The sequence below is a fragment of the Buchnera aphidicola (Thelaxes californica) genome, assembly GCF_005080825.1.
Taxonomy (GTDB): domain Bacteria; phylum Pseudomonadota; class Gammaproteobacteria; order Enterobacterales; family Enterobacteriaceae; genus Buchnera_I; species Buchnera_I aphidicola_V.
Genome location: NZ_CP034852.1, coordinates 74203 through 94515, shown reverse-complemented (window position 1 = coordinate 94515; position 20313 = coordinate 74203). Strand labels below are relative to the sequence as shown.

The 20313-nt window shown below is 23.3% G+C and carries 20 protein-coding genes and 1 other RNA gene; 7 read left to right on the top strand and 14 right to left on the bottom strand.

Going from position 1 to position 20313, the window contains the following annotated elements; genetic code table 11:
* Positions 1-9: 9 nt before the first annotated feature.
* The 4 genes from hisC to smrB all read right to left on the bottom strand — a co-directional run bounded on the left by hisC (position 10) and on the right by smrB (position 4320).
* Entirely contained in the window at positions 10-1083 is a 1074-nt protein-coding gene (gene hisC, locus D9V80_RS00450) for a histidinol-phosphate transaminase (RefSeq protein WP_158353154.1), read from the bottom strand.
* The gene (hisD, locus tag D9V80_RS00445; protein WP_158353152.1) at positions 1073-2389 is read right to left on the bottom strand and encodes a histidinol dehydrogenase; all 1317 of its coding nucleotides are present in this window, start codon (positions 2387-2389) and stop codon (positions 1073-1075) included. The genes hisC and hisD overlap by 11 nt, the downstream gene beginning before the upstream one ends.
* A 4-nt stretch (positions 2390-2393) precedes the next feature.
* Complete coding sequence (gene hisG / locus D9V80_RS00440) at positions 2394-3293, bottom strand: ATP phosphoribosyltransferase (RefSeq protein WP_158353149.1); 900 nt, start codon at positions 3291-3293, stop codon at positions 2394-2396.
* Positions 3294-3786: 493 nt separating this feature from the next.
* Positions 3787-4320 (bottom strand): endonuclease SmrB, encoded by a 534-nt coding sequence (gene smrB, locus D9V80_RS00435; protein ID WP_158353147.1) that lies wholly within the window; start codon positions 4318-4320, stop codon positions 3787-3789.
* A 217-nt stretch (positions 4321-4537) separates the two neighbouring features.
* On the opposite strand from smrB, the gene aroC reads away from it, so the two are divergent.
* Positions 4538-5635 (top strand): chorismate synthase, encoded by a 1098-nt coding sequence (gene aroC / locus D9V80_RS00430; RefSeq protein WP_158353145.1) that lies wholly within the window; start codon positions 4538-4540, stop codon positions 5633-5635.
* A gap of 374 nt (positions 5636-6009) precedes the next feature.
* Positions 6010-6903, top strand: coding sequence for a 4-hydroxy-tetrahydrodipicolinate synthase (dapA, locus tag D9V80_RS00425; protein ID WP_158353144.1), 894 nt, complete (start codon positions 6010-6012; stop codon positions 6901-6903).
* 209 nt (positions 6904-7112) lie between these two features.
* Here the strand turns inward: dapA and dapE are convergent, their stop codons facing one another.
* The 4 genes from dapE to D9V80_RS00405 form a co-directional block, all read right to left on the bottom strand.
* The gene (dapE, locus tag D9V80_RS00420) at positions 7113-8243 is read right to left on the bottom strand and encodes a succinyl-diaminopimelate desuccinylase (RefSeq protein ID WP_158353142.1); all 1131 of its coding nucleotides are present in this window, start codon (positions 8241-8243) and stop codon (positions 7113-7115) included.
* A 193-nt stretch (positions 8244-8436) separates the two neighbouring features.
* Positions 8437-10437 (bottom strand): transketolase, encoded by a 2001-nt coding sequence (tkt, locus tag D9V80_RS00415; RefSeq protein ID WP_158353140.1) that lies wholly within the window; start codon positions 10435-10437, stop codon positions 8437-8439.
* 55 nt (positions 10438-10492) lie between these two features.
* On the bottom strand, positions 10493-11452 hold the full coding sequence (gene tal / locus D9V80_RS00410) for a transaldolase (protein WP_158353138.1): 960 nt from the start codon (positions 11450-11452) through the stop codon (positions 10493-10495).
* A 104-nt stretch (positions 11453-11556) separates the two neighbouring features.
* Positions 11557-12798 carry a beta-ketoacyl synthase N-terminal-like domain-containing protein gene (locus D9V80_RS00405; protein ID WP_158353136.1) on the bottom strand — a complete coding sequence of 414 codons (1242 nt, stop codon included), beginning with the start codon at positions 12796-12798 and terminating at the stop codon, positions 11557-11559.
* A gap of 151 nt (positions 12799-12949) precedes the next feature.
* On the opposite strand from D9V80_RS00405, the gene rsmI reads away from it, so the two are divergent.
* Positions 12950-13798 carry a 16S rRNA (cytidine(1402)-2'-O)-methyltransferase gene (gene rsmI, locus D9V80_RS00400; protein ID WP_158353134.1) on the top strand — a complete coding sequence of 283 codons (849 nt, stop codon included), beginning with the start codon at positions 12950-12952 and terminating at the stop codon, positions 13796-13798.
* Positions 13799-13843: 45 nt separating this feature from the next.
* An RNA gene (rnpB, locus tag D9V80_RS00395) (RNase P RNA component class A) lies at positions 13844-14255 on the top strand.
* A 25-nt stretch (positions 14256-14280) separates the two neighbouring features.
* Here the strand turns inward: rnpB and D9V80_RS00390 are convergent.
* Positions 14281-15630 carry a metallopeptidase TldD-related protein gene (locus D9V80_RS00390; RefSeq protein ID WP_158353131.1) on the bottom strand — a complete coding sequence of 450 codons (1350 nt, stop codon included), beginning with the start codon at positions 15628-15630 and terminating at the stop codon, positions 14281-14283.
* Between the two features lie 250 nt (positions 15631-15880).
* Between D9V80_RS00390 and ppa the strand changes: the two genes are divergently transcribed.
* The 3 genes from ppa (at position 15881) to rpmG (ending at position 17039) form a co-directional block, all read left to right on the top strand.
* Positions 15881-16396 carry an inorganic diphosphatase gene (gene ppa / locus D9V80_RS00385; RefSeq protein ID WP_158353129.1) on the top strand — a complete coding sequence of 172 codons (516 nt, stop codon included), beginning with the start codon at positions 15881-15883 and terminating at the stop codon, positions 16394-16396.
* Between the two features lie 229 nt (positions 16397-16625).
* The gene (gene rpmB / locus D9V80_RS00380; protein ID WP_158353127.1) at positions 16626-16862 is read left to right on the top strand and encodes a 50S ribosomal protein L28; all 237 of its coding nucleotides are present in this window, start codon (positions 16626-16628) and stop codon (positions 16860-16862) included.
* 12 nt (positions 16863-16874) lie between these two features.
* A complete protein-coding gene (gene rpmG, locus D9V80_RS00375; protein ID WP_158353125.1) occupies positions 16875-17039 on the top strand; it encodes a 50S ribosomal protein L33 in 165 nt (54 codons plus the stop codon).
* 83 nt (positions 17040-17122) lie between these two features.
* Here the strand turns inward: rpmG and fliR are convergent, their stop codons facing one another.
* The 5 genes from fliR to D9V80_RS00350 all read right to left on the bottom strand — a co-directional run.
* Positions 17123-17905 (bottom strand): flagellar biosynthetic protein FliR, encoded by a 783-nt coding sequence (gene fliR, locus D9V80_RS00370; RefSeq protein ID WP_158353123.1) that lies wholly within the window; start codon positions 17903-17905, stop codon positions 17123-17125.
* A 5-nt stretch (positions 17906-17910) separates the two neighbouring features.
* Entirely contained in the window at positions 17911-18180 is a 270-nt protein-coding gene (gene fliQ / locus D9V80_RS00365) for a flagellar biosynthesis protein FliQ (protein WP_158353121.1), read from the bottom strand.
* 55 nt (positions 18181-18235) lie between these two features.
* Positions 18236-18979 carry a flagellar type III secretion system pore protein FliP gene (gene fliP, locus D9V80_RS00360; protein WP_158353118.1) on the bottom strand — a complete coding sequence of 248 codons (744 nt, stop codon included), beginning with the start codon at positions 18977-18979 and terminating at the stop codon, positions 18236-18238.
* 135 nt (positions 18980-19114) lie between these two features.
* Positions 19115-19510, bottom strand: a complete 396-nt coding sequence (gene fliN / locus D9V80_RS00355; RefSeq protein ID WP_158353116.1) for a flagellar motor switch protein FliN — start codon at positions 19508-19510, stop codon at positions 19115-19117.
* Positions 19511-19542: 32 nt separating this feature from the next.
* Positions 19543-20313: hypothetical protein (locus D9V80_RS00350; RefSeq protein WP_187306499.1), on the bottom strand; the 771-nt coding region annotated here is incomplete at its 5' end.

The following is a 20313-nucleotide window of genomic DNA, read 5'->3' as shown; positions in this document are numbered from 1 at the left end:
TAAATTTATTTACAAGCTATATTCTTTGAATATTCTTAATACTTCTAAACAATCTTCTTTTGTACCTATAGAAATTCTAATATGATTTTGAAGCAAAATTTTATCATTTTGAGGTCTAATAACAATACCAGAATGAGATAAATAATTAATAATAGAATTAAATTCGAAAAGTTCTAATAAAACATAATTACCTTCACTATTAAATATTTTTTTTATATATTTAACATGTTTTAATTGTTGAATAAACCATACTTTTGTTTCATTTATTTTTTTTACACGTTGTTGCATAGTTTTAATCATATTTTGATTTAAAAAATGTACAGCAATATTTGAAACTACAGAAGCAATAGGATAAGGAGTAATAATATTTTTTAATACATTAATAATTTTGACATTGGATAAAATAAAACCACATCTTAAACCAGCTAAACCAAAAGCTTTTGATAATGTTCTTAGTAAGACTAAATTAGGAAAATCATTTATTAAAAATGATAAATTATTTTTTATAGAAAATTCAATATATGCTTCATCTACAACTACTAAAGCGGTTTTGATAAAAAATTTTAATAAAAAAATTATTGTATTTAATTTAATTATATGTCCAGTAGGATTATTTGGTCTACATATATAAATGATTTTAATATTTTTACTAATTTTTTGAATTTTAATAAAATTAATATCCCAATGATCATTAATTAAAGATATTTCATGATTTTGTATACCCATTATTTCTGCATTCACTTTATACATTGGATAAGTAGGAGGAAAAGTAATAATAGCATCAATATTAGGTTCACAAAAAGCTTTCATTAATAATTCAATACCTTCATCTGCACCTCGAGTAATAATAATATTATTAAAATCCACATAAGAATACTTAGCATATTGCTCAATGAGTTCTTTAGGTTGATTTTCTGGATAGCGATTTAACATATTGTGTTGTATTTTAATGTTTATATCATGTGGCAACTCATTTGCATTTAACCAAATATCACCTTTTTTTTTTAATGTTCGAGCTGACTCATAAGGAATAAAATTTTTTAAATTTTTTTTTGTTATCTTTTTTAATAAATCAAACATCATTCAAGTTATCCATAATTGTTGATAAACGGAATGAAACAGCATTTTTATGAGCAATTAGCTGTTCTGATTCAGCTAAAATTTCAATCGTATGTGCAATATTAGATAATCCGGAACAAGTTAATTCTTGTACTGTCATGCTTTTTTGAAAATCAGATACTCCTAATCCTGATATAGAACGAGCAGATCCATAAGTTGGTAAAACATGATTAGTTCCTGACGCATAATCACCTGCAGACTCAGGAGACCATAAACCTAAAAAAATAGAACCAGCATTAATAATATTTTTTAATAAAGACCTTGGATTTTTTGTTTGAATAATAAGATGCTCTGGAGCATAAAGGTTAGATATAAATATACATTCCATAATATCATTAGTAATAATAATTTTACTATTATTAAGAGAACTATTAATACAATCTATTCTATCAGAATTTTTTAAAAAATTTTTTATGTGAATTATTACTTCTTCAGCAATATTAATACTGGAAGTAACAAGTATAATTTGAGAATCATAACCATGTTCAGATTGTGATAACATATCTAAAGCAATAAAATCTGCCCTTGATGTTTCATCAGCAATGATTAATAATTCAGAAGGACCTGCTAACATATCAATACTAGGACCATTAATAATTTTACTTACTTGTAATTTTGCCTCAGTTACATAAGCATTCCCAGGTCCAAAAATTTTATCAACTTTATTAATAGATTCAGTTCCAAAAGCTAAAGCAGCTATTGCTTGTGCTCCTCCAATTTCATATATAGTTTCAATTCCGCAAGAATATGCAGAGTATAAAATTTCATTACTAATTTTAGGTGGAGAACATAAAACAATATTTTTACATTGAGCAATCATCGCAGGAATAGCTAACATTAATACTGTTGAAATTAAAGGAGCTGTACCTCCAGGTATATATAATCCAACAGATTCTATTGGACGAATTAATTTTTGACAACGTATTCCAGGTTGAATTTCTATATCAATTTCATGTAATTTTTGTAAATTATGAAATTTAAAAATATTTTTTTTAGCAATTTGTACTGCTTTTTTAAATTCTTGAGAAACCAAATTCTTTGAATTGATAATGTCTATATTTTTTTTTTTAATATCTTTAATAGTAAAATTGTCAAATAATTTAGAATATTTATATAATGCTTGATTCCGTTCTTTTTTGACTGTATGTATAATATTTTCTACATCTTTTGCAATTTGTTTTTTATTAGTCACAGCAGGACGAGATAAAATTTGTTTTTTATCTTGTGCATTTAAATTTGACCAATAATATATATTTTTACATATATTCATTATTTTACTCCATCATTTTTTCGATCGGTAACACTAAAATAGAACTAGCTCCTAAACACTTTAATTTTTCCATTGTTTCCCAAAAAAGTGTTTCACTACTCACCATATGCATAGCTACTCTATTTTTATCTCCAGAAAGTTTTAAAATAGTAGGTTGTTCAGCTCCTCTTAACAGTTTTTTTACTTCTTCTAATTTAATAATAGGAGCATGCAACATAATATATTTAGATTCTCTTGCTTTAATAACACCTCGAATTCTCGTAATTAATTTGTTAATTAAAGCTGTTTTTTGAAAAGATACATGTTTTGATTGAGATATAAGACATGCTTGAGAACGATATACAATCTCTACTTCTCGTAAACCATTAGCTTCTAATGTAGCTCCTGTAGACACTAAATCACATATTGCATCTGCTAATCCCACTTGAGGAGCAACTTCTACAGAACCATTGAGAACGAAAGATTGAAAAATAATTGATTTTGCATCAAAAAAATTTTTTAAAATATAAGGATAAGAAGTTGCAATTCTAAGATTAGAAAAATTTTGTATAGATGTATATTTTCTATTAATGGGTATACCTAAAGATAACCGACATTTTCCAAAATCTAAACGTTGCAAAATTTTATAAGATATATCTTTTTTTTGAAATTGACGTCTTAATATTTCTTCTTCTAATACATTTTCTCCTACTATTCCTAAATCGACTACTTTATCTATTATTAAACCAGGTATATCATCATCTCTTACACACATTACATCAATAGGCATATTTTCGGAAAATGCAATTAATTTATTTGTATCTAAATTAATTTTAATACCACACCTCAGTAACATTTTTTTTGAATCTTGACTTAATCTTCCAGATTTTTGTATTGCAATACGCAATCTATTATTAATCGACATGTTTATAAATTCCTGTAAAAATGTTATCAAAAATCAAAAATCTATTTTTTTATCATATATATCATTGAATAATGGTATTAATCTATTAAAATAGATATTCATATTTTTAAAACATTCTCACAATTTAAAATTGTTACAATTTAAATATTATTTATTATATTTTATAATAATAAAAAAATAGCTTAAAAAAATAAGATAACCAAAGAATTAATTAAATATTTGTTTTAAACAAAAAACAAAAAAATACATACCATTGATTAAATTAATTATTTTATATAATTCATTATTATAAATATATCAGAAATAATACAAAAAAAAATAACAATCAAGATATTTTAATTAAAAAATACAATTTTAATATTATTTATTAATAAATTTTATATTAAATATAATAAATTAATTATTTTAAAAGAGTGTTGTTAATATACAATTACTTAATTAAATATATATTTAAGTCATAAAAAAAATTTTTTATTATTTTATTTAAATAATTTTATAATTCAATTAAAACTATAATGGAAGTACTTTTATTTTGGTATACAGAATCTTGATAAAATGCTAAAACATCAGGGTGATGTGATAACCATATAGGAATATTGTTTTTAAGTATATTTTTTCCATGTCCATGTATAATATTAGCACAAAATAAATGCTCTTTTTTACATGTAAATATTAATGTGCTTAATTCTAAAATTGCTTGTTTTTTATTTAATCCATGTAAATCAACAAAAATGTCAGGACGATACTTACCTTTTTTTAAATTTTTTAATTTATTTTGACTTACACCATTACGTAAATAACAAATCGGATTAGTTGAAAAATTAACAGCATTAACAAAATTAGATAAAAAATAAGTATGTATTTCTTGTTCTAAATTTTTTTTAAAACTATCATTTTTTTTATTTTTTAAATGAGATGAAGAAGATATATGGAAAATAGTATCTTGTACTAACTCACGTGCTCCTGTACAATGCTCTCGAAATAAAAAAAAATCTGGACATATAGATTGTCCAATTATCTTATTCATAATTACATTCATACCTCAAGAATATTAAACGAACATAATATTTTTTATAATAAAAATGTTGTATTTTATACATATATAACAAAATTCATTTTAATTTTTTTATTAAATTATTAATTATTATACACATAATATTTAACTTCAACGATATTAAAATAGTTAATATTATTAAAAATAAAAAATATTAAATGTATATACTTTATATCAAGGAAAAATTTTTATGTCCGGAAACACTATTGGAAAAATATTTAAAGTAACAACATTTGGAGAATCACATGGAATTTCTTTAGGAGGAATTATCGATGGTATGCCTCCTGGAATGTATTTATCATGTTCTGACATACAAAAAGATCTAAATAAAAGAAAACCAGGAAATTCAAAATATACTACACAACGTCGCGAACATGATATTATTGAAATATTATCAGGAATATTTGAAGGAAAAACAACAGGAACCAGTATAGGTCTAAATATAAAAAATCAAGATACACGTTCTGAAGATTATCAATCTATAAAAAATAAATTTCGTCCTGGTCATGCAGATTTTACTTATACTTACAAATATGGAATACGCGATTATAGAGGAGGAGGAAGATCATCTGCAAGAGAAACAGTAATTCGTGTTGCAGCTGGTGCAATAGCAAAAAAATATTTAAAAGAAAATTGTAATATAAAAATATTAGGTTATCTTAAACAAATGGGTCCAATTAAATGTAAAGAAACAAATTTATCTTTTATTAAAGAAAATCCATTTTTTTGTGCAGATAAAAAAAAAATTGTTGAATTAGAAAATTTTATTAAGCAATTAAAAAAAGATAAAGATTCAATTGGAGCTAAAATTAGAATAATAGTAAACAATGTCCCTATTGGACTTGGAGAACCAGTTTTTGATCGATTAGATGCAGATTTAGCACATGCATTAATGAGTATTAATGCAGTAAAATCAGTAGAAATAGGAGATGGTATTAATGTAGTTGAACAAAAAGGGAGTTTACATCGAGATGAAATGTCTTCAAAAAAATATCTTAGTAATCATTCAGGAGGAATTTTAGGAGGAATTAGCAATGGTAATCAAATAATATTGACTATCGCTTTAAAACCCACTTCAAGTATTGCTATTCCAGCATCTACAATAAACGAAAATTATCAGGAAACAAAAATAATCACTACAGGAAGACATGATCCTTGCGTTGGTTTAAGAGCTGTTCCAATAGCAGAAGCTATGACAGCAATTATCTTAATGGACCATTTTTTAAGATATCGTGCACAATGTTCACATGTTAATACTTTTATGAAAAATTTTTTTTTAAAAAAATAACAAAAAATATCTTTCATATAACCTAAAAATATAATTACATTAATAATGTTCCATACATTTGATATAAATATTTTTCATAAATTTCAAATAAATATATAATATACAAATTTTTTTTAATATGAAAAAACACATATAATATATACATAATATTATAAAAAAATATATTTAAATACTATTTAAATACATAATAAAAATATAATAATACAAATAAATTCATATTTTTAAACAATTTTATAAAAAAATTATTATATACTCCAATAAAAAAATATATTTTTATAAAAATTTTAAAACTATACAATAAAAAAAAACTAATAACTATTAAGAATAGTAAATATTAGTTTTATTACAATACTATTTTTCAAGAGATAAATAAAATGTTTAAAGGAAGTATAGTGGCATTAATTACCCCCATGGATGAAAAAGGTAAATTATGCCCAAAAAGTTTAAAAAATTTAATCACATATCATATTAAAAATAATACTTCAGCTATTGTATCAGTAGGCACAACAGGAGAATCTTCTACATTAAGTCAAAAAGAACATATAAATTTAGTATTACGTACTGTAGATTTAGTAGAAAAAAAAATTCCGATTATTGCTGGTACAGGATCAAATGCAACTGAAGAAAGTATTAATTTAACTCAAAAATTTGAAAATGTAGGAATATCAGCATGCTTAAGTGTTACACCATATTATAATAGACCTACTCAAAAAGGATTATACGAACATTTCAAATCTATTTCTGAAAATACTAGTTTACCGCAAATTCTATATAATATACCTATACGTACAGGATGTGACTTACTTCCGGAAACTATTGCTAAACTTGCTAAATATAAAAATATCATAGGGATTAAAGAAGCAACAGGAGATTTATCTAGAATTAATCAAATTAAAACATTAATCAAAAAAAATTTCTTATTACTAAGCGGTGATGATGCAACAGCATTAGATTTTATAAAACTTGGAGGAGATGGAGTAATTTCTGTAACTGCAAATATTGCAGCAAAAGAAATGGCTCAAATGTGTAGAATCGCTTTAAAAGAAGATTACTATAATGCTCAATTAATTAATCAATTATTAATGCCTCTTCATAAATATCTTTTTATCGAAACCAATCCTATCCCGGTAAAATGGGCCGCTCAAAAATTAGGTTTAATTGAAAATTCAAAACTAAGACTACCATTAACAATGTTATCTAGTGATAATAAAAAAATATTAAATAATATCATTAATCAATTTGTTATTAAAACATGTAATTCTAGTTAAACTAAAATTACAACTTTATAACATTATATAAACAAATCAATTTTTTTTTAAACATGTAAAATCAATTAATATATATCAAAACTGAATAAAAAGTAAAAAAACATACGGAGTATCTTTTTACTACGTATGTTATTAAAGAAATAATTGTATATATCTAATATATTTAACATTAAGTAAACTATAATGTATTAAATTATATTAACAAATATTTAAACCATAATTAATTCTAAAATATTTTGATATATACGAGATAATATTTTTAAATCTAATAATTGAACGTTTTCGTTAATTTGATGAATAGTACGATTAATTAAACCTAATTCTATTACTTCAGATCCCAAATCGGATAAAAAACGACCATCAGATGTACCTCCTGAAGTTGAATTTTTAGGAAAATTACCAGTTTCTTTAAAAACAGCTTGTTGCACTATATCTATTAATATACCAGGTTTGGTAAAATAAGGTTTCGCTGAAATATTATAATATATAGAATATTTTAAATTATATTGAGATAATAATTTTTGTATATTATTTTTAATATCTTCTATATCTCTAATACCATTCGTACGTAAATTAAAATTAATAATTATTTCACCAGGTGTCACATTATTTTTTTCAGTATCTACTTTAATATTAGAAATTTGTAACATAGTAGGAGGAAAATTATGATTACCTTGATCCCATTCTTTATTCATTAAATCAACTAAAAATGGTAAAGATTTATGAATAGGGTTAATTGATAAATGAGGATACGCAATGTGCCCTTGTATTCCTTTTATAACTAATTCAATATTCACGGAACCGCGTCTTCCATTTTTAATAATATCTCCAATATAATTAGTACTTGTAGGTTCACCTACTAAACAATAATCAATTTTTTCTTTTTTTTCTTTTAAAATATTGATTACTTGAGCAATACCATCTATGCCTTTATCTTCTTCATCCGAAGTAACTAAAAAAGCAATTCTTCCTTTATATAAACCATGATTTTTTAAAAAAAAACGTTCAATAGCTATTATCATCGCAGCTAAAGAACCTTTCATATCAGCAGCCCCTCTACCATATAAACAATTATTTTTAATAATGCCTTGAAAAGGATGTGTATTCCATAAATTTAAATTACCAGGAGGGACAACATCTGTATGACCTAAAAAAGCAAAAGTCTTTCCTGATCCTTTATATGCCCAAAAATTATTTGTATTATTAATATTTATTTCTTCTACATTAAAATCTAATTTTAATAATCTATCTATTAAAATTTTTTGACAACCTTTATCATAAGGACTTATAGAAGGAATTTGAACTAATTCTTGTGTAAGTTTAGTAATATCACTTAACATAAAACTTTTTCCTTTATAATTAATTACAATAATTTCATTTTTTTATTATATTTAAAATAGCTATCAAATTATAATAATATGTATATTTATACAATTGAAGTAAAATTAATAATTTTAAAAATATCCAAAATATTTTTAAAAAATAATAAAAATATTTTATATATATTAATTTTAAAAATTTTATAAAAAACATTTATTTATTTAATAATAATTCAGATTTTTTTACTATATTATTTATTGTAAAACCAAACTTTTTAAATAATTCTGGAGCTGGAGCAGACTCCCCAAACATATCTATTCCTATCACTACACCATCTAAACCAACATATTTATACCAAAAATTAGATGAACTAGCTTCAATAGCAATACGTTTATTTACTTTTTTAGGTAATACTAAATTTTTATAAGTTGGATTTTGAACATCAAAAATATTAGTACAAGGCATAGAAACAACTCTTACAGAGTACCCTTTTTTACTTAAAATTTTTGCTGCACACATAGTTATCCATAATTCTGAACCGCTACTAATTAATATTAAATTTGGATAAGCATTAAAATCTTGTAATACATAACCACCTTTATAAATATTTTTTATTTGCATACTATTTCTATTAATTGGAACTAAATTTTGACGTGATAAAATTAAAGCAGTAGGAGTATATTTACTTTCTAATGCTGATTTCCATGATATTGCTGTTTCTAATTGATCACTAGGACGCCAAACATTTAAATTAGGTGTAGTTCTTAAACTAATTAATTGTTCTATTGGTTGATGTGTCGGTCCATCTTCACCTAAACCGATAGAGTCATGAGTATATATAAAAATATGTTTTATTTTCATCATAGCGGCCATTCTTACTGCATTCCTTGCATATTCTACAAACATTAAAAATGTTGCTGTATAAGGAATAAAACCTCCATAATTAGCTATACCATTAGCAATAGCAGTCATACCAAATTCACGTACTCCATAATGAATATAATTACCTGAAATATTATCTTTAATTGATTGTGAACCAGACCACATAGTTAAATTACTAGGTGCTAAATCTGCAGAACCTCCAATTAATTCTGGAAACCATTTACCCCATTGTTCTAAAATATTTTGCGACGCTTTACGTGTTGATAATTCATTGTTAAGATTACATATACTTTGTATATATAATTCACTATTTTTTTCCCATGTTTGTGGTAATAAACCATTTATTCTTCTATTATATTCATTAGATAATTCTGGATATTCTATACTATATTTTGTAAATAATTCTTTCCAATTTTTTTCTAATTTACTTCCTTGATCATGAAAATTCCATTTAGAATATATTTCTGTAGGTACATAAAATGCTTCATATTCCCAATTTAAGAATTTTTTTGTTAATAATATTTCATCAACACCTAAAGGAGCACCATGACATTCTTCTTTTCCACTTTTATTAGGAGAACCATAACCAATAATAGTATCGCAAATAATTAAAGAAGGTTTTTTTTGTTGTTTTTTTGCTTGATGAATTGCTTGATATATATTATTAAAATCATGACCATTAACATTATCAATAACATTCCAATGATAGGCTTTAAAACGTTTTGCAACGTCTTCAGTAAACCATCCTTTTGTTTCACCATCAATCGAAATATTATTACGATCATAAAAAACAATTAATTTTGATAATTTTAAAGTACCAGCTAATGAAGCTACTTCATGAGAAATACCTTCCATCAAACAACCATCTCCAGCAAAAACCCAAGTATAATGATCTACAATTGAATAATTTGGTCTATTAAAATAAGCTCCAAAAGTACGTTCCGCAATTGCTACTCCAACAGCATTTGCTAAACCTTGACCTAATGGTCCGGTAGTCATTTCTACTCCAGGAGTATGTCCAAATTCAGGATGACCAGGAGTAATAGAATTTAATTTTCTAAAATTTTTTATTTGTTCTATAGAAATATCATAACCTGAAAGATGCAATAAACTATACAATAACATTGAAGCATGACCATTCGACAAAATAAATCTATCTCGATTACTCCATTTTGGATTTTTTGGATTATGTTTTAAAAATTTTCTCCACAATACATCAGCAATATCCGCCATACCCATAGGAGCTCCAGGATGACCTGATTGTGCTTTTTCAATAGCATCAATACTTAACATACGTAAAGCATTAGCAGTTTTTTTTAAAATTAAAGACATACATTTTCCTTATTAAGACAATTTTATATATACAAGTAACATAATATAAAAATATTTATATATATTGTGATAATATTTTTTCTAATTTTTTTTGGTCAAAAACAAATTGACGTATACCTTCAGATAATTTTTCTACAGCCATTGCATCTTGATTGTGTTCAAAATAAAAATCAGATTCTGTAAATAAAAATTTAGGAATAATTTTTGAACTATTAACTGAATTTTTGTCTAATTGAAGCGATATCATAGTTTTTTTTTCTTTTAAAGATTGTAATAATTCCGGAGAAATTGTTAAATAATCACATCCTGACAATGCTAATACTTGCTCTATTGTACGAAAACTAGCTGCCATTATAATTGTTTTATATTGATTTTTTTTATAATAATCAAAAATTTTTTTTACAGATAATACTCCTGGATCAATATCTATTGAATAATATGGTAGTAAATTTTTATTTTTATACCAATCAAAAATTCTTCCAACAAAAGGTGATATTAAAAATACTTGAGCATCAGCACAAGCTTTTGCTTGCGCAAAAGAAAATAATAATGTTAAATTACATTGAATATTTTCTTTTTTTAATTCACGCGCTGCACAAATACATTGCCATGTTGCAGCTAATTTAATTAATATTCTTGAACGATTAATACCTGATTCCTCATATAAATTAATTATATCGCGAGATTCTCTTAAAGAATCTTCATAACTAAATGAAAACATTGCATTCACTTCAGTAGAAATTCGACCAGGTATATTGTTTAATATTTCTATTCCAATTAAAACAGATAATTTTTTTACTGCATTTTGTAATTGTATAAGATATGTACCACCTATTTTTTTTGAATATGTTACTGCTGTTTGTAATAAATGATTATACATACCAGATTCTACAGCTTTTAATATTAATGAAGGGTTTGTAGTTGCATCTTGAGGTTGATATTTTTTAATGGAAATAATATCACCTGTATCTGCAACAACAATACTCATTTTTTTTAAATAATCTAATTGATTCATTTTTAATTACCTCAATTTATAATAAATATATAATTTGTAAAATTACAACTTTTATTATTATATAAATGTATGTAAATAATTTACACAAAAAACTATGATTTTTATCATATCGTATGATTATATTTTTTTATAATTAATACAACATTAGTTCCTCCAAAACCAAAATTATTGGACATAATAGTATATATTTTTTTATAAACAGTTTGTCTAATAATATTTAAATGATGAAAAAAAGGATCTAAGTGTTTTATATTTATATTAGGAGCTAAAAAATTATATTTTAGCATTAATATACAATAAATTAATTCATGCACTCCAGATACTCCTAACGCATGACCTGTAATGGATTTTGTAGAAGATAACATAGGTTGACACACTTTTTTTTTTTTAAACACTTCGTATATCGCTTGACCTTCTTTTTTATCTCCTATTTGTGTAGAAGTTCCATGTGTATTAATATAATCAATAGGACAATGAATATCTTTTAAGACTTTATTCATACATAATATTGCTCCACTATCAGAAGGAGTAGTAATGTTAAATCCATCAGAAACAGATGAATATGCTATAATTTCTGCATAAATATTTGCTGAACGAGAAATAGCATGGTTTAATTCTTCTAAAATAACTATTCCTCCTCCTCCTGAAATTACAAAACCATCTCGATCAATATCATATGGACGAGAAGCATTACTAGGTTGACAATTATATTTTTTAGACAATATTCTCATAGAATCAAATGCTAATGCTAATTCCCAACTTAATTCTTCACCTCCACCGGCAAAAATAATATCTTGTTTTCCCTGTTTAATTAATTCAAAAGAGTGTCCTATACAATGTGAAGATGTAGTACACGCGGAACTCATCGTATATGATATTCCTTGAATATTAAAAATAGTGGAAAGTACTGCAGAAATTCCAGAAGGCATAGAATTAATCATAAAATATGGATTCATCCGCATCTTTCCATACTTATTTTTTGGTATATTGTTAATATTTAACATACAAGATTTCATTGGAATAGAACCAGATCCTACAATTAATCCCACCCTAGGATTATTACGATATAATGTAGGACATAAACAAGACATTATAATAGATTGTTGCATTGATAAATATGTATATTTAATTGCATCATTCATATATTTTAATATATTATTAGGAATTAAAACATTAATATTATGTAAATTCAGATTTCCCCATATTTGACTTTTCATTTTTTTTTGTTTCATTTTTTGAGAAAATTGTATTCCTGATCGCCCTTTTTGTAAAGACTGAACAATATCTTGTTCAGTATTTCCAATACTAGAAACAATTCCAAATCCTGTAATAACTACTCTTTTCACTATTGTTACCTTATTATTATAATAATCATAAAATATTTTTGTTTAAATATTTTTTAAAATATCTATAACATTATATGTGTATTAATTTTTTTAAAAATCAAATTATTATCTATATAATATTTAATAAAAATATATAATTTTGAGAAGACAAATGAACATAAATGAACAACAAGGAATCTTATATATAGTTCCCACTCCTATAGGAAATTTGTCTGATATGACATATAGAGCCACAAAAATATTAAAAACTGTTGATTGTATTGCTGCAGAAAACACACGTCATACTCAATTTCTATTACAAACATACGATATAAATAATAAATTAATATCGTTACATAAATATAATGAAAAAAATAAAACTAATATAATAATTAATTATCTAAAAAATAAAAAAAATATTGCATTAGTATCTAATGCAGGAACACCAATGATCAGTGATCCTGGATTTTATTTATTACAACAATGTTTACTATATCAAAATATTAAAATTGTGCCACTTCCAGGTGCATGTGCTATTATTACTGCTTTAATCGCATCTGGATTACCAACAAATCAATTTATTTATGAAGGTTTTTTACCTTCTAGTAAAATTGCTCGTATAAAAAAAATACAATTATTATTAAATGAAACAAGAACAACAATATTTTATGAATCACCTCATAGATTACTATTTACTTTACAAGATATACAGCAAATTTTAGGTAAAGATAAAAATATTGTAATTGTAAAAGAATTAACCAAAATCTGGGAATCTATTATTAGAATGCCAGTAATACAAGCTATTCAATTAATTAACAATCATAATTTTATACTAAAAGGAGAAATAGTACTGTTAATTCAAGGTATAATAAAAAAAAAAAAAAAAAACAATAACGTAAAAATTTTGCATACTTTTAATATTTTAAAAAACGTTTTAACTACGCAAAAAGCAGCCTATTATACTTCGAAAATTCATAATTTAAAAAAAAATTTTTTATATAAATATATTTTTAAAAAATAAATAAAAAAATGACACCAAGATAACCTTACTATATAATATAGTAATGAAGTTGACTAAGACAGTCGCTGCTAATTTTTTAAAAAATATTTTAGGAGAGGAAAGTCCGGGCTCCTAGGGCTAAAGTGCCAGGTAACACCTGGGAGATGTAAATCTACGACTAGTGCCACAGAAAATATACCGCCTAATTTTTTATATATTGTAATAAAAAATATATAAATTTTAAAATTTTTTATATTTAAATTAAGGTAAGGGTGAAATGGTGTGGTAAAAGCACACCGCATAATTGGTAACAATATATGGCAAGGTAAACTCCACTTGGAGCAAGGCCAAATAAGAATTTTATAGCTCAAAGCCCTAGCTCAAAAAATTCGGGTAGGCTGCTTGAATTAGTAAGTGATTACTAATCTAGATTAATGACTGTTTAATACAGAACCCGGCTTATTAGTCAACTTCTAACATTAATAATAAAATTATATAATATTTTATATTCCAGAAACACGAATATTATCAAATAAAATTGAACCTGAACGAATACTATGATTAATATTTATATCACTGCTAATTTTTACTATTCCTAAAAACATATTTTTTAAATTTCCAGAAAGTGTAATTTCACTAACAGCATGTTGTATAATCCCTTTTTTTATTAAAAATCCTGTAGCTCCATAAGAAAAATCTCCTGTTATCATATTTATTCCACTACCCATTAATTCAGTAATTAATAAACCTGAATACATATACGTAATTAAATTTTTAAAAGTAATATGTTTATCAAAACTAACAACCCAATTAGAAATTCCTCCACAATTACCTGTAGTTACCATATTCAATTTACGAGAGGAATAAGTATCCAACAACCAAGTAGACAAGTAACCTTGATACACAATATTTTGTATTGATTTATTTATTCCTTCTTCATCAAAAGGTTGCGTTCCTAGTCCTTTAAATAAAAATGGATTTTCAATAATATTTAACCATTCCGGAAATATTTTTTTTCCCAATTTATCTAATAAAAAAGTAGTTTGTCGATATACACTATATCCATTAATAGATTTAGAAAAATCATAAAAAAATGAAGATGCTAAATTTGATGTAAATATAACTGGTAATTGTGTACTTTTTATTTTTTTTGGAGACAGTTTCATAATCGCTCTTTGAGCACTTTTTTTACCAACTGTATCAATATTAAGTAATAAATCATTGAGATCAGGTACAATAGAATAACAATAATCTCTTTGCATACCCTCATGGTTTTCTGCAATTATTTCAGAAGAAATTGAAGAAACAGATGAACTATAAGATTTAATTATTCCTGTACTATTTCCTATGATAAATGTATTGATATTACTATCAAAATTAGATCCTTCACTATTAGAAATTTTTGTATCATAATTTAAAGCAGATTGTTCAGTTTGTAATGCAATTTTAATTCCTAATGTTACATCTAAAGAGTAATTAAAAAATGTTTGCAAAGATTGTGATGTTGTACATAATGACATTGATAAATCTGGTAACCCTGCACAATTATCTCGTTGAGTATACGATATAATACTTAACACTTTTTGTATTAATTGATCAATTGAATAAAAACTTAAATCAGAAGTTGTAGCACTGCCTTTCTTATTTCCTTGATAAATTGTAATAGTTAAGCTAATATCATTATGAAATGAAACATTTTCAGTTAGCAAATTTCTAACTAAAATTCTCATTCCTTTTTTTTTAAAAATAACCACTTCTATTTCATCATAATCAACTTTTTTTTTTTTTAAAATATATTGCATAATTTGAATTAATTTAGTTGTTTTTTCATTTTTAGTAATAATTTTAAACATATATTTTCCTTACATCAATTAAATTTTTAATCATTGTTTGTTTTTAAATTTTTATATAAACATTAAATAATGTAAAAAAAATTTCAACATTTTATTTTTAATCTTAAATGAATATTATTAAATTTTTTTAATAACAGACATAAATTAGTATACATAATATTTAATTTCTAATAATGTTAAGTTGTTACATTTTTAACATATCACACAAAAATATTTTTTATAATATACAATATTTATTGGGAGTAATAATATGTACGATACCGAAAATATTTTAGTAACAATTGAAATACCTTACCAATCATCTCCAATAAAATATGAAATAGATAAAAAAACAGGACTATTGTCTGTTGACAGAATTATGCCTACAACTATGTTTTACCCAACTAATTATGGTTACATTAATAATTCTTTATCTTTAGATAAAGATCCATTAGATGCATTAGTAATTACACCATACCCTCTTTTTTATAATTCTATAATTAAATGTACACCAATAGGTATGTTGAAAATGATTGATGAAAAAGGTGAAGATTGTAAAATTTTGATGATACCTCATAAATCCATCTCGAAAGAATATGAAAATATAAAAAATATTGAAGATATTTCTAATTATTTAAAACAACAAATCATCTTTTTTTTTGAAAACTATAAAAAATTAGATAGTAAAAAATGGGTTAAAATTATTGGATGGAACGATCAAAGATCTGCTAAAATAGAAATAATTCAATCTTACGAAAGATTTCAAAAAAAAAATAAAGCTCAATAACCATTTAAATATTATTTTATTAATATATAAATATTTTTTACACATTATATTAATATAAATATATCATTTTAAAAAGATTTAATTGTTATATACATAACACTATTATGTATATATTTTAATTATTTTAATTTATTTATATATTATATTTATGTAAATCTTTTTTATTTTACATTATATATTATATCTTTTTTTATTAATAAAATTTTATATATATAAGAAGGTATATATTATGTCACATATTTGTCAAATTACTAAAAGAAAAGCCATGTTTGGTAACAATAGATCACATGCTATGAATGCAACAAAAAAAAAATTTTTGTTAAATATTCACACTCATCGATTTTGGGTTGCAGAACAAAAAAAATTTATCAAACTAAAAGTTAGCACAAAAGGAATGCGTTATATAGATAAAAAAGGAATTAATGTAGTATTAAATGAAATGAAATTGTTATCTAAAAAAAAATAAATAGGTGAAAATATGGCAAAAGGAGCCAGAGAAAAAATAAAATTATTGTCTACAAAAAGTAAACATTTTTATACAACTACAAAAAATAAAAGAAACACTCCAGAAAAAATTAAATTAAAAAAATATGATCCATTTATTAGAAAACATTGCTTATATAATGAAATAAAATTAAAATAAATAATTTATTTTAATAACAATATTCTATAAAAAAATAAAAACAAAAAATTACAATTTATATTGTTTTTTATTTTTTTATAGTCTTAATGTAATAATAAAAAATGATTTTGAATGTTAGTAAATAATTCAAAAAAAACTTTTTCAAAAAAAATATTAAATATCGGAATACTAATATATATCAGATAACAACCACTCAATACTGTCATAGGAAAAAAAATTGAAAAAACAGAAATTTGTGGAGAAATTCTGTTTAAAAAAGCTAAGGTTATCATTAAAGTAAACATAAATATTATGATAGGTTGTACTAATAACATACTTTTCAAAAAAATAATGCTCATAAATTGAACAATTTTTAAAAAATTTTTTGTATTAAATATATTTAATTCAATTGGAATTTTATAAAAACTTTGAATTAAAATATTAATTATCCATAAATGACCATTTAATGATAAAAAAATATATAAACTAAATAAATTTAAAAAACGTGTAATAACAGAAATATTCATTCTTGCATTAAAATCAAAAAAATTTGCAAAAGATATTCCAATTTGAGAACTAATTATTTCTCCTGATAAAATTGATATAGAAAAAATTAATTTAATTAAAAAACCTAAAACAAAACCAATTAATAATTCATGTAAAGATAAAAAAATGATTAATATAAAATTGAATGATTGATTATGAAAAGGAATAATAAAAAAAATAGAAAAACCTAATGATAACGAAAAAAAAAATCTTATTTTATTATTTAAAAATTCTTCTCCAAACATAGGAATAAAAAAAAAAAAAGAAAAAATTCTGATAAATGACAAAATAAAAAAAATAGATAAATGCATTAATTCTAATAAACTATTCATATTTTCCATATTGATCACACAATAAAAAATGGTATATTAATAAATAAATCATGTATATAATTCGTAATAATATTAATCATCCAAGATCCTAACAATGTTAATACTAATAAAACTGAAATCATTTTAGGTATAAAAGACAAGCTTTGTTCATTAATTTGTGTAATAGCTTGAATAAAACTAATAATTAAACCACTAATTAAAGCAGTAATTAATAAAGGAGCAGATAAAAGTAAAGCAACTTTTGTTGCTTCATGAAACATATTCATAACTGTATATTCTGTCATATCAATCCCTAATATTGAAAAATTGTCAAAAAAATACAATAAAAAAAATGTTTATTTAAGTATGAAAACTATAAAACAAAGAACGAATTAACAAATTCCATCCATCAGATAATATAAAAAACATTAACTTAAATGGCAAAGATACAGTAGAAGGAGGTACCATCATCATTCCTAAAGACATCAAAACACTAGCAACTAATAAGTCAATAATTAAAAATGGAAGAAAAATAGAAAAACCAATCTGAAATCCTGTTTTTATTTCACTGGTCATAAAAGCAGGTAATATAATTTTCATAGGAACAGAATCTCTATCTTTTAAGACTGTAATTTTAGACAAATTTGCAAATAAAATTAAATCAGAATCTTTAATTTGTTTTAACATAAAATTACGAAAAGGATATATTGCTTTATCTACAGCTTCAATCATATCTATTTTATTTTGAGAATAAGGAATATACGATTCCTGATATGCTTGTTCAAAAACAGGGTTCATAATAAAAAATGTTAAAAATAAAGACAAACCGATTAAAATTTGATTAGGAGGAGAGTATGGAGTACCTAAAGCGTTTCTTAATAAACCAAAAACAATAATAATACGCGTAAAACTAGTCATCATAAGAATAAAAGCTGGAATAAAACTTAATGAACTTAAAAATATTAATAATTCTAAAGGAAAATATGAAGATCCTAACTGACTCTTCCCTTGTAAAAATTCATTAATAACATCTATAGGACTCGCAAAACTCCATAAAGGAAAAAGCAATAATGTAAGCAACATTACAATATACTGATATTGCATCTAATTACTCCATATTTACATTTACAATAATTATATAGTTTTTTATATTTATTTTTTCAATTAAATATTATATATGTTTATAAAAAATAAATAAAAAAAATATACTTATAATTTTGATTACAAAATCGTACATAATTAAATAGAATGCATAATATTTATAATACGTATACCATATTTATTATCAATAACAACAATTTCTCCTTGAGCAATAACATGATTATTAATTAAAATATTTAAAGGACTACCTATTTCTTGTTCTAAAGTAAGTACAGAATTTTTCTTTAAATGTAATAAATCTTTAATTTGCATTTTTAATGTTCCCAGTTCAATTGTAATTTTTAATGGAATATTATCAATATAAATTCTATTATTATTTGTAATATCGCTATCGTTTAATTTATCTCCATTTTTATTCTTTTCTAAATTTAACTGATTGTGTAAAGAATCAAAACTTTCTGGAGTTAGATTTTTACTTATTTTATTATTTTGTACATTTTTTTTTTCTTCATTTGTATTATTGAAATCTTGCATATATCACATCCTACTTTTTACTTTCAAATATATTAATAAAATTTCTGTAAACAACAAGCATGAAATGTTTGATTTTTACAATATTTACCAGAAGCAATTAATTGACCATTCGCTGTTAAATACATTTCTTTCGGAGAAATAATTGGAATAATATCACCTACTTGCCATTTTCTAACATTGGATGAAATACAATGAAAATGCTTTAAATATCCATTTAAAACTATATCTATATTATATATTTTACTAACACTTAACTTATTTTTTGTAGCATTCTTTTGAATATTATCAAAATTAACCACATTAACTGTATGTATTTTTTTTATACTTGATATAGGAAAAAATATAAAAAAACTTTCTTTTCCATTATTAATGGTAATATCATAACGTACTTGAATACAATTACTTGTATAGTTGAAACAAGCAAAATCTTGTTTATTTAAAATCCATTGAAAAGTATATTGTATATTTTCTGTAAAAATATACTTTTTTAAAAAAAAACAATATATTTCAGTTAAAATAAACACAATTTTTTTATTAAAAAAATTTATAGTATGAGAATTATGACAATTTTTTTGAACATTAAAATCTGATTCTAAAATAGAATCAGTCATATTTACAATCATATTTTTAATTAAATTTATTGAAAATAATACTAATATTATTTCTGTTCCAAAATTTAATTGAATTTTAAAAAATTTATCTGAAAAAAAAAGTTGATATATATACTTCATACTAGTGTTAATACGTACATCTGAATATAAAAATTTAATTTTAAGATTAAAATATTTTTGAACTTTTTTTTT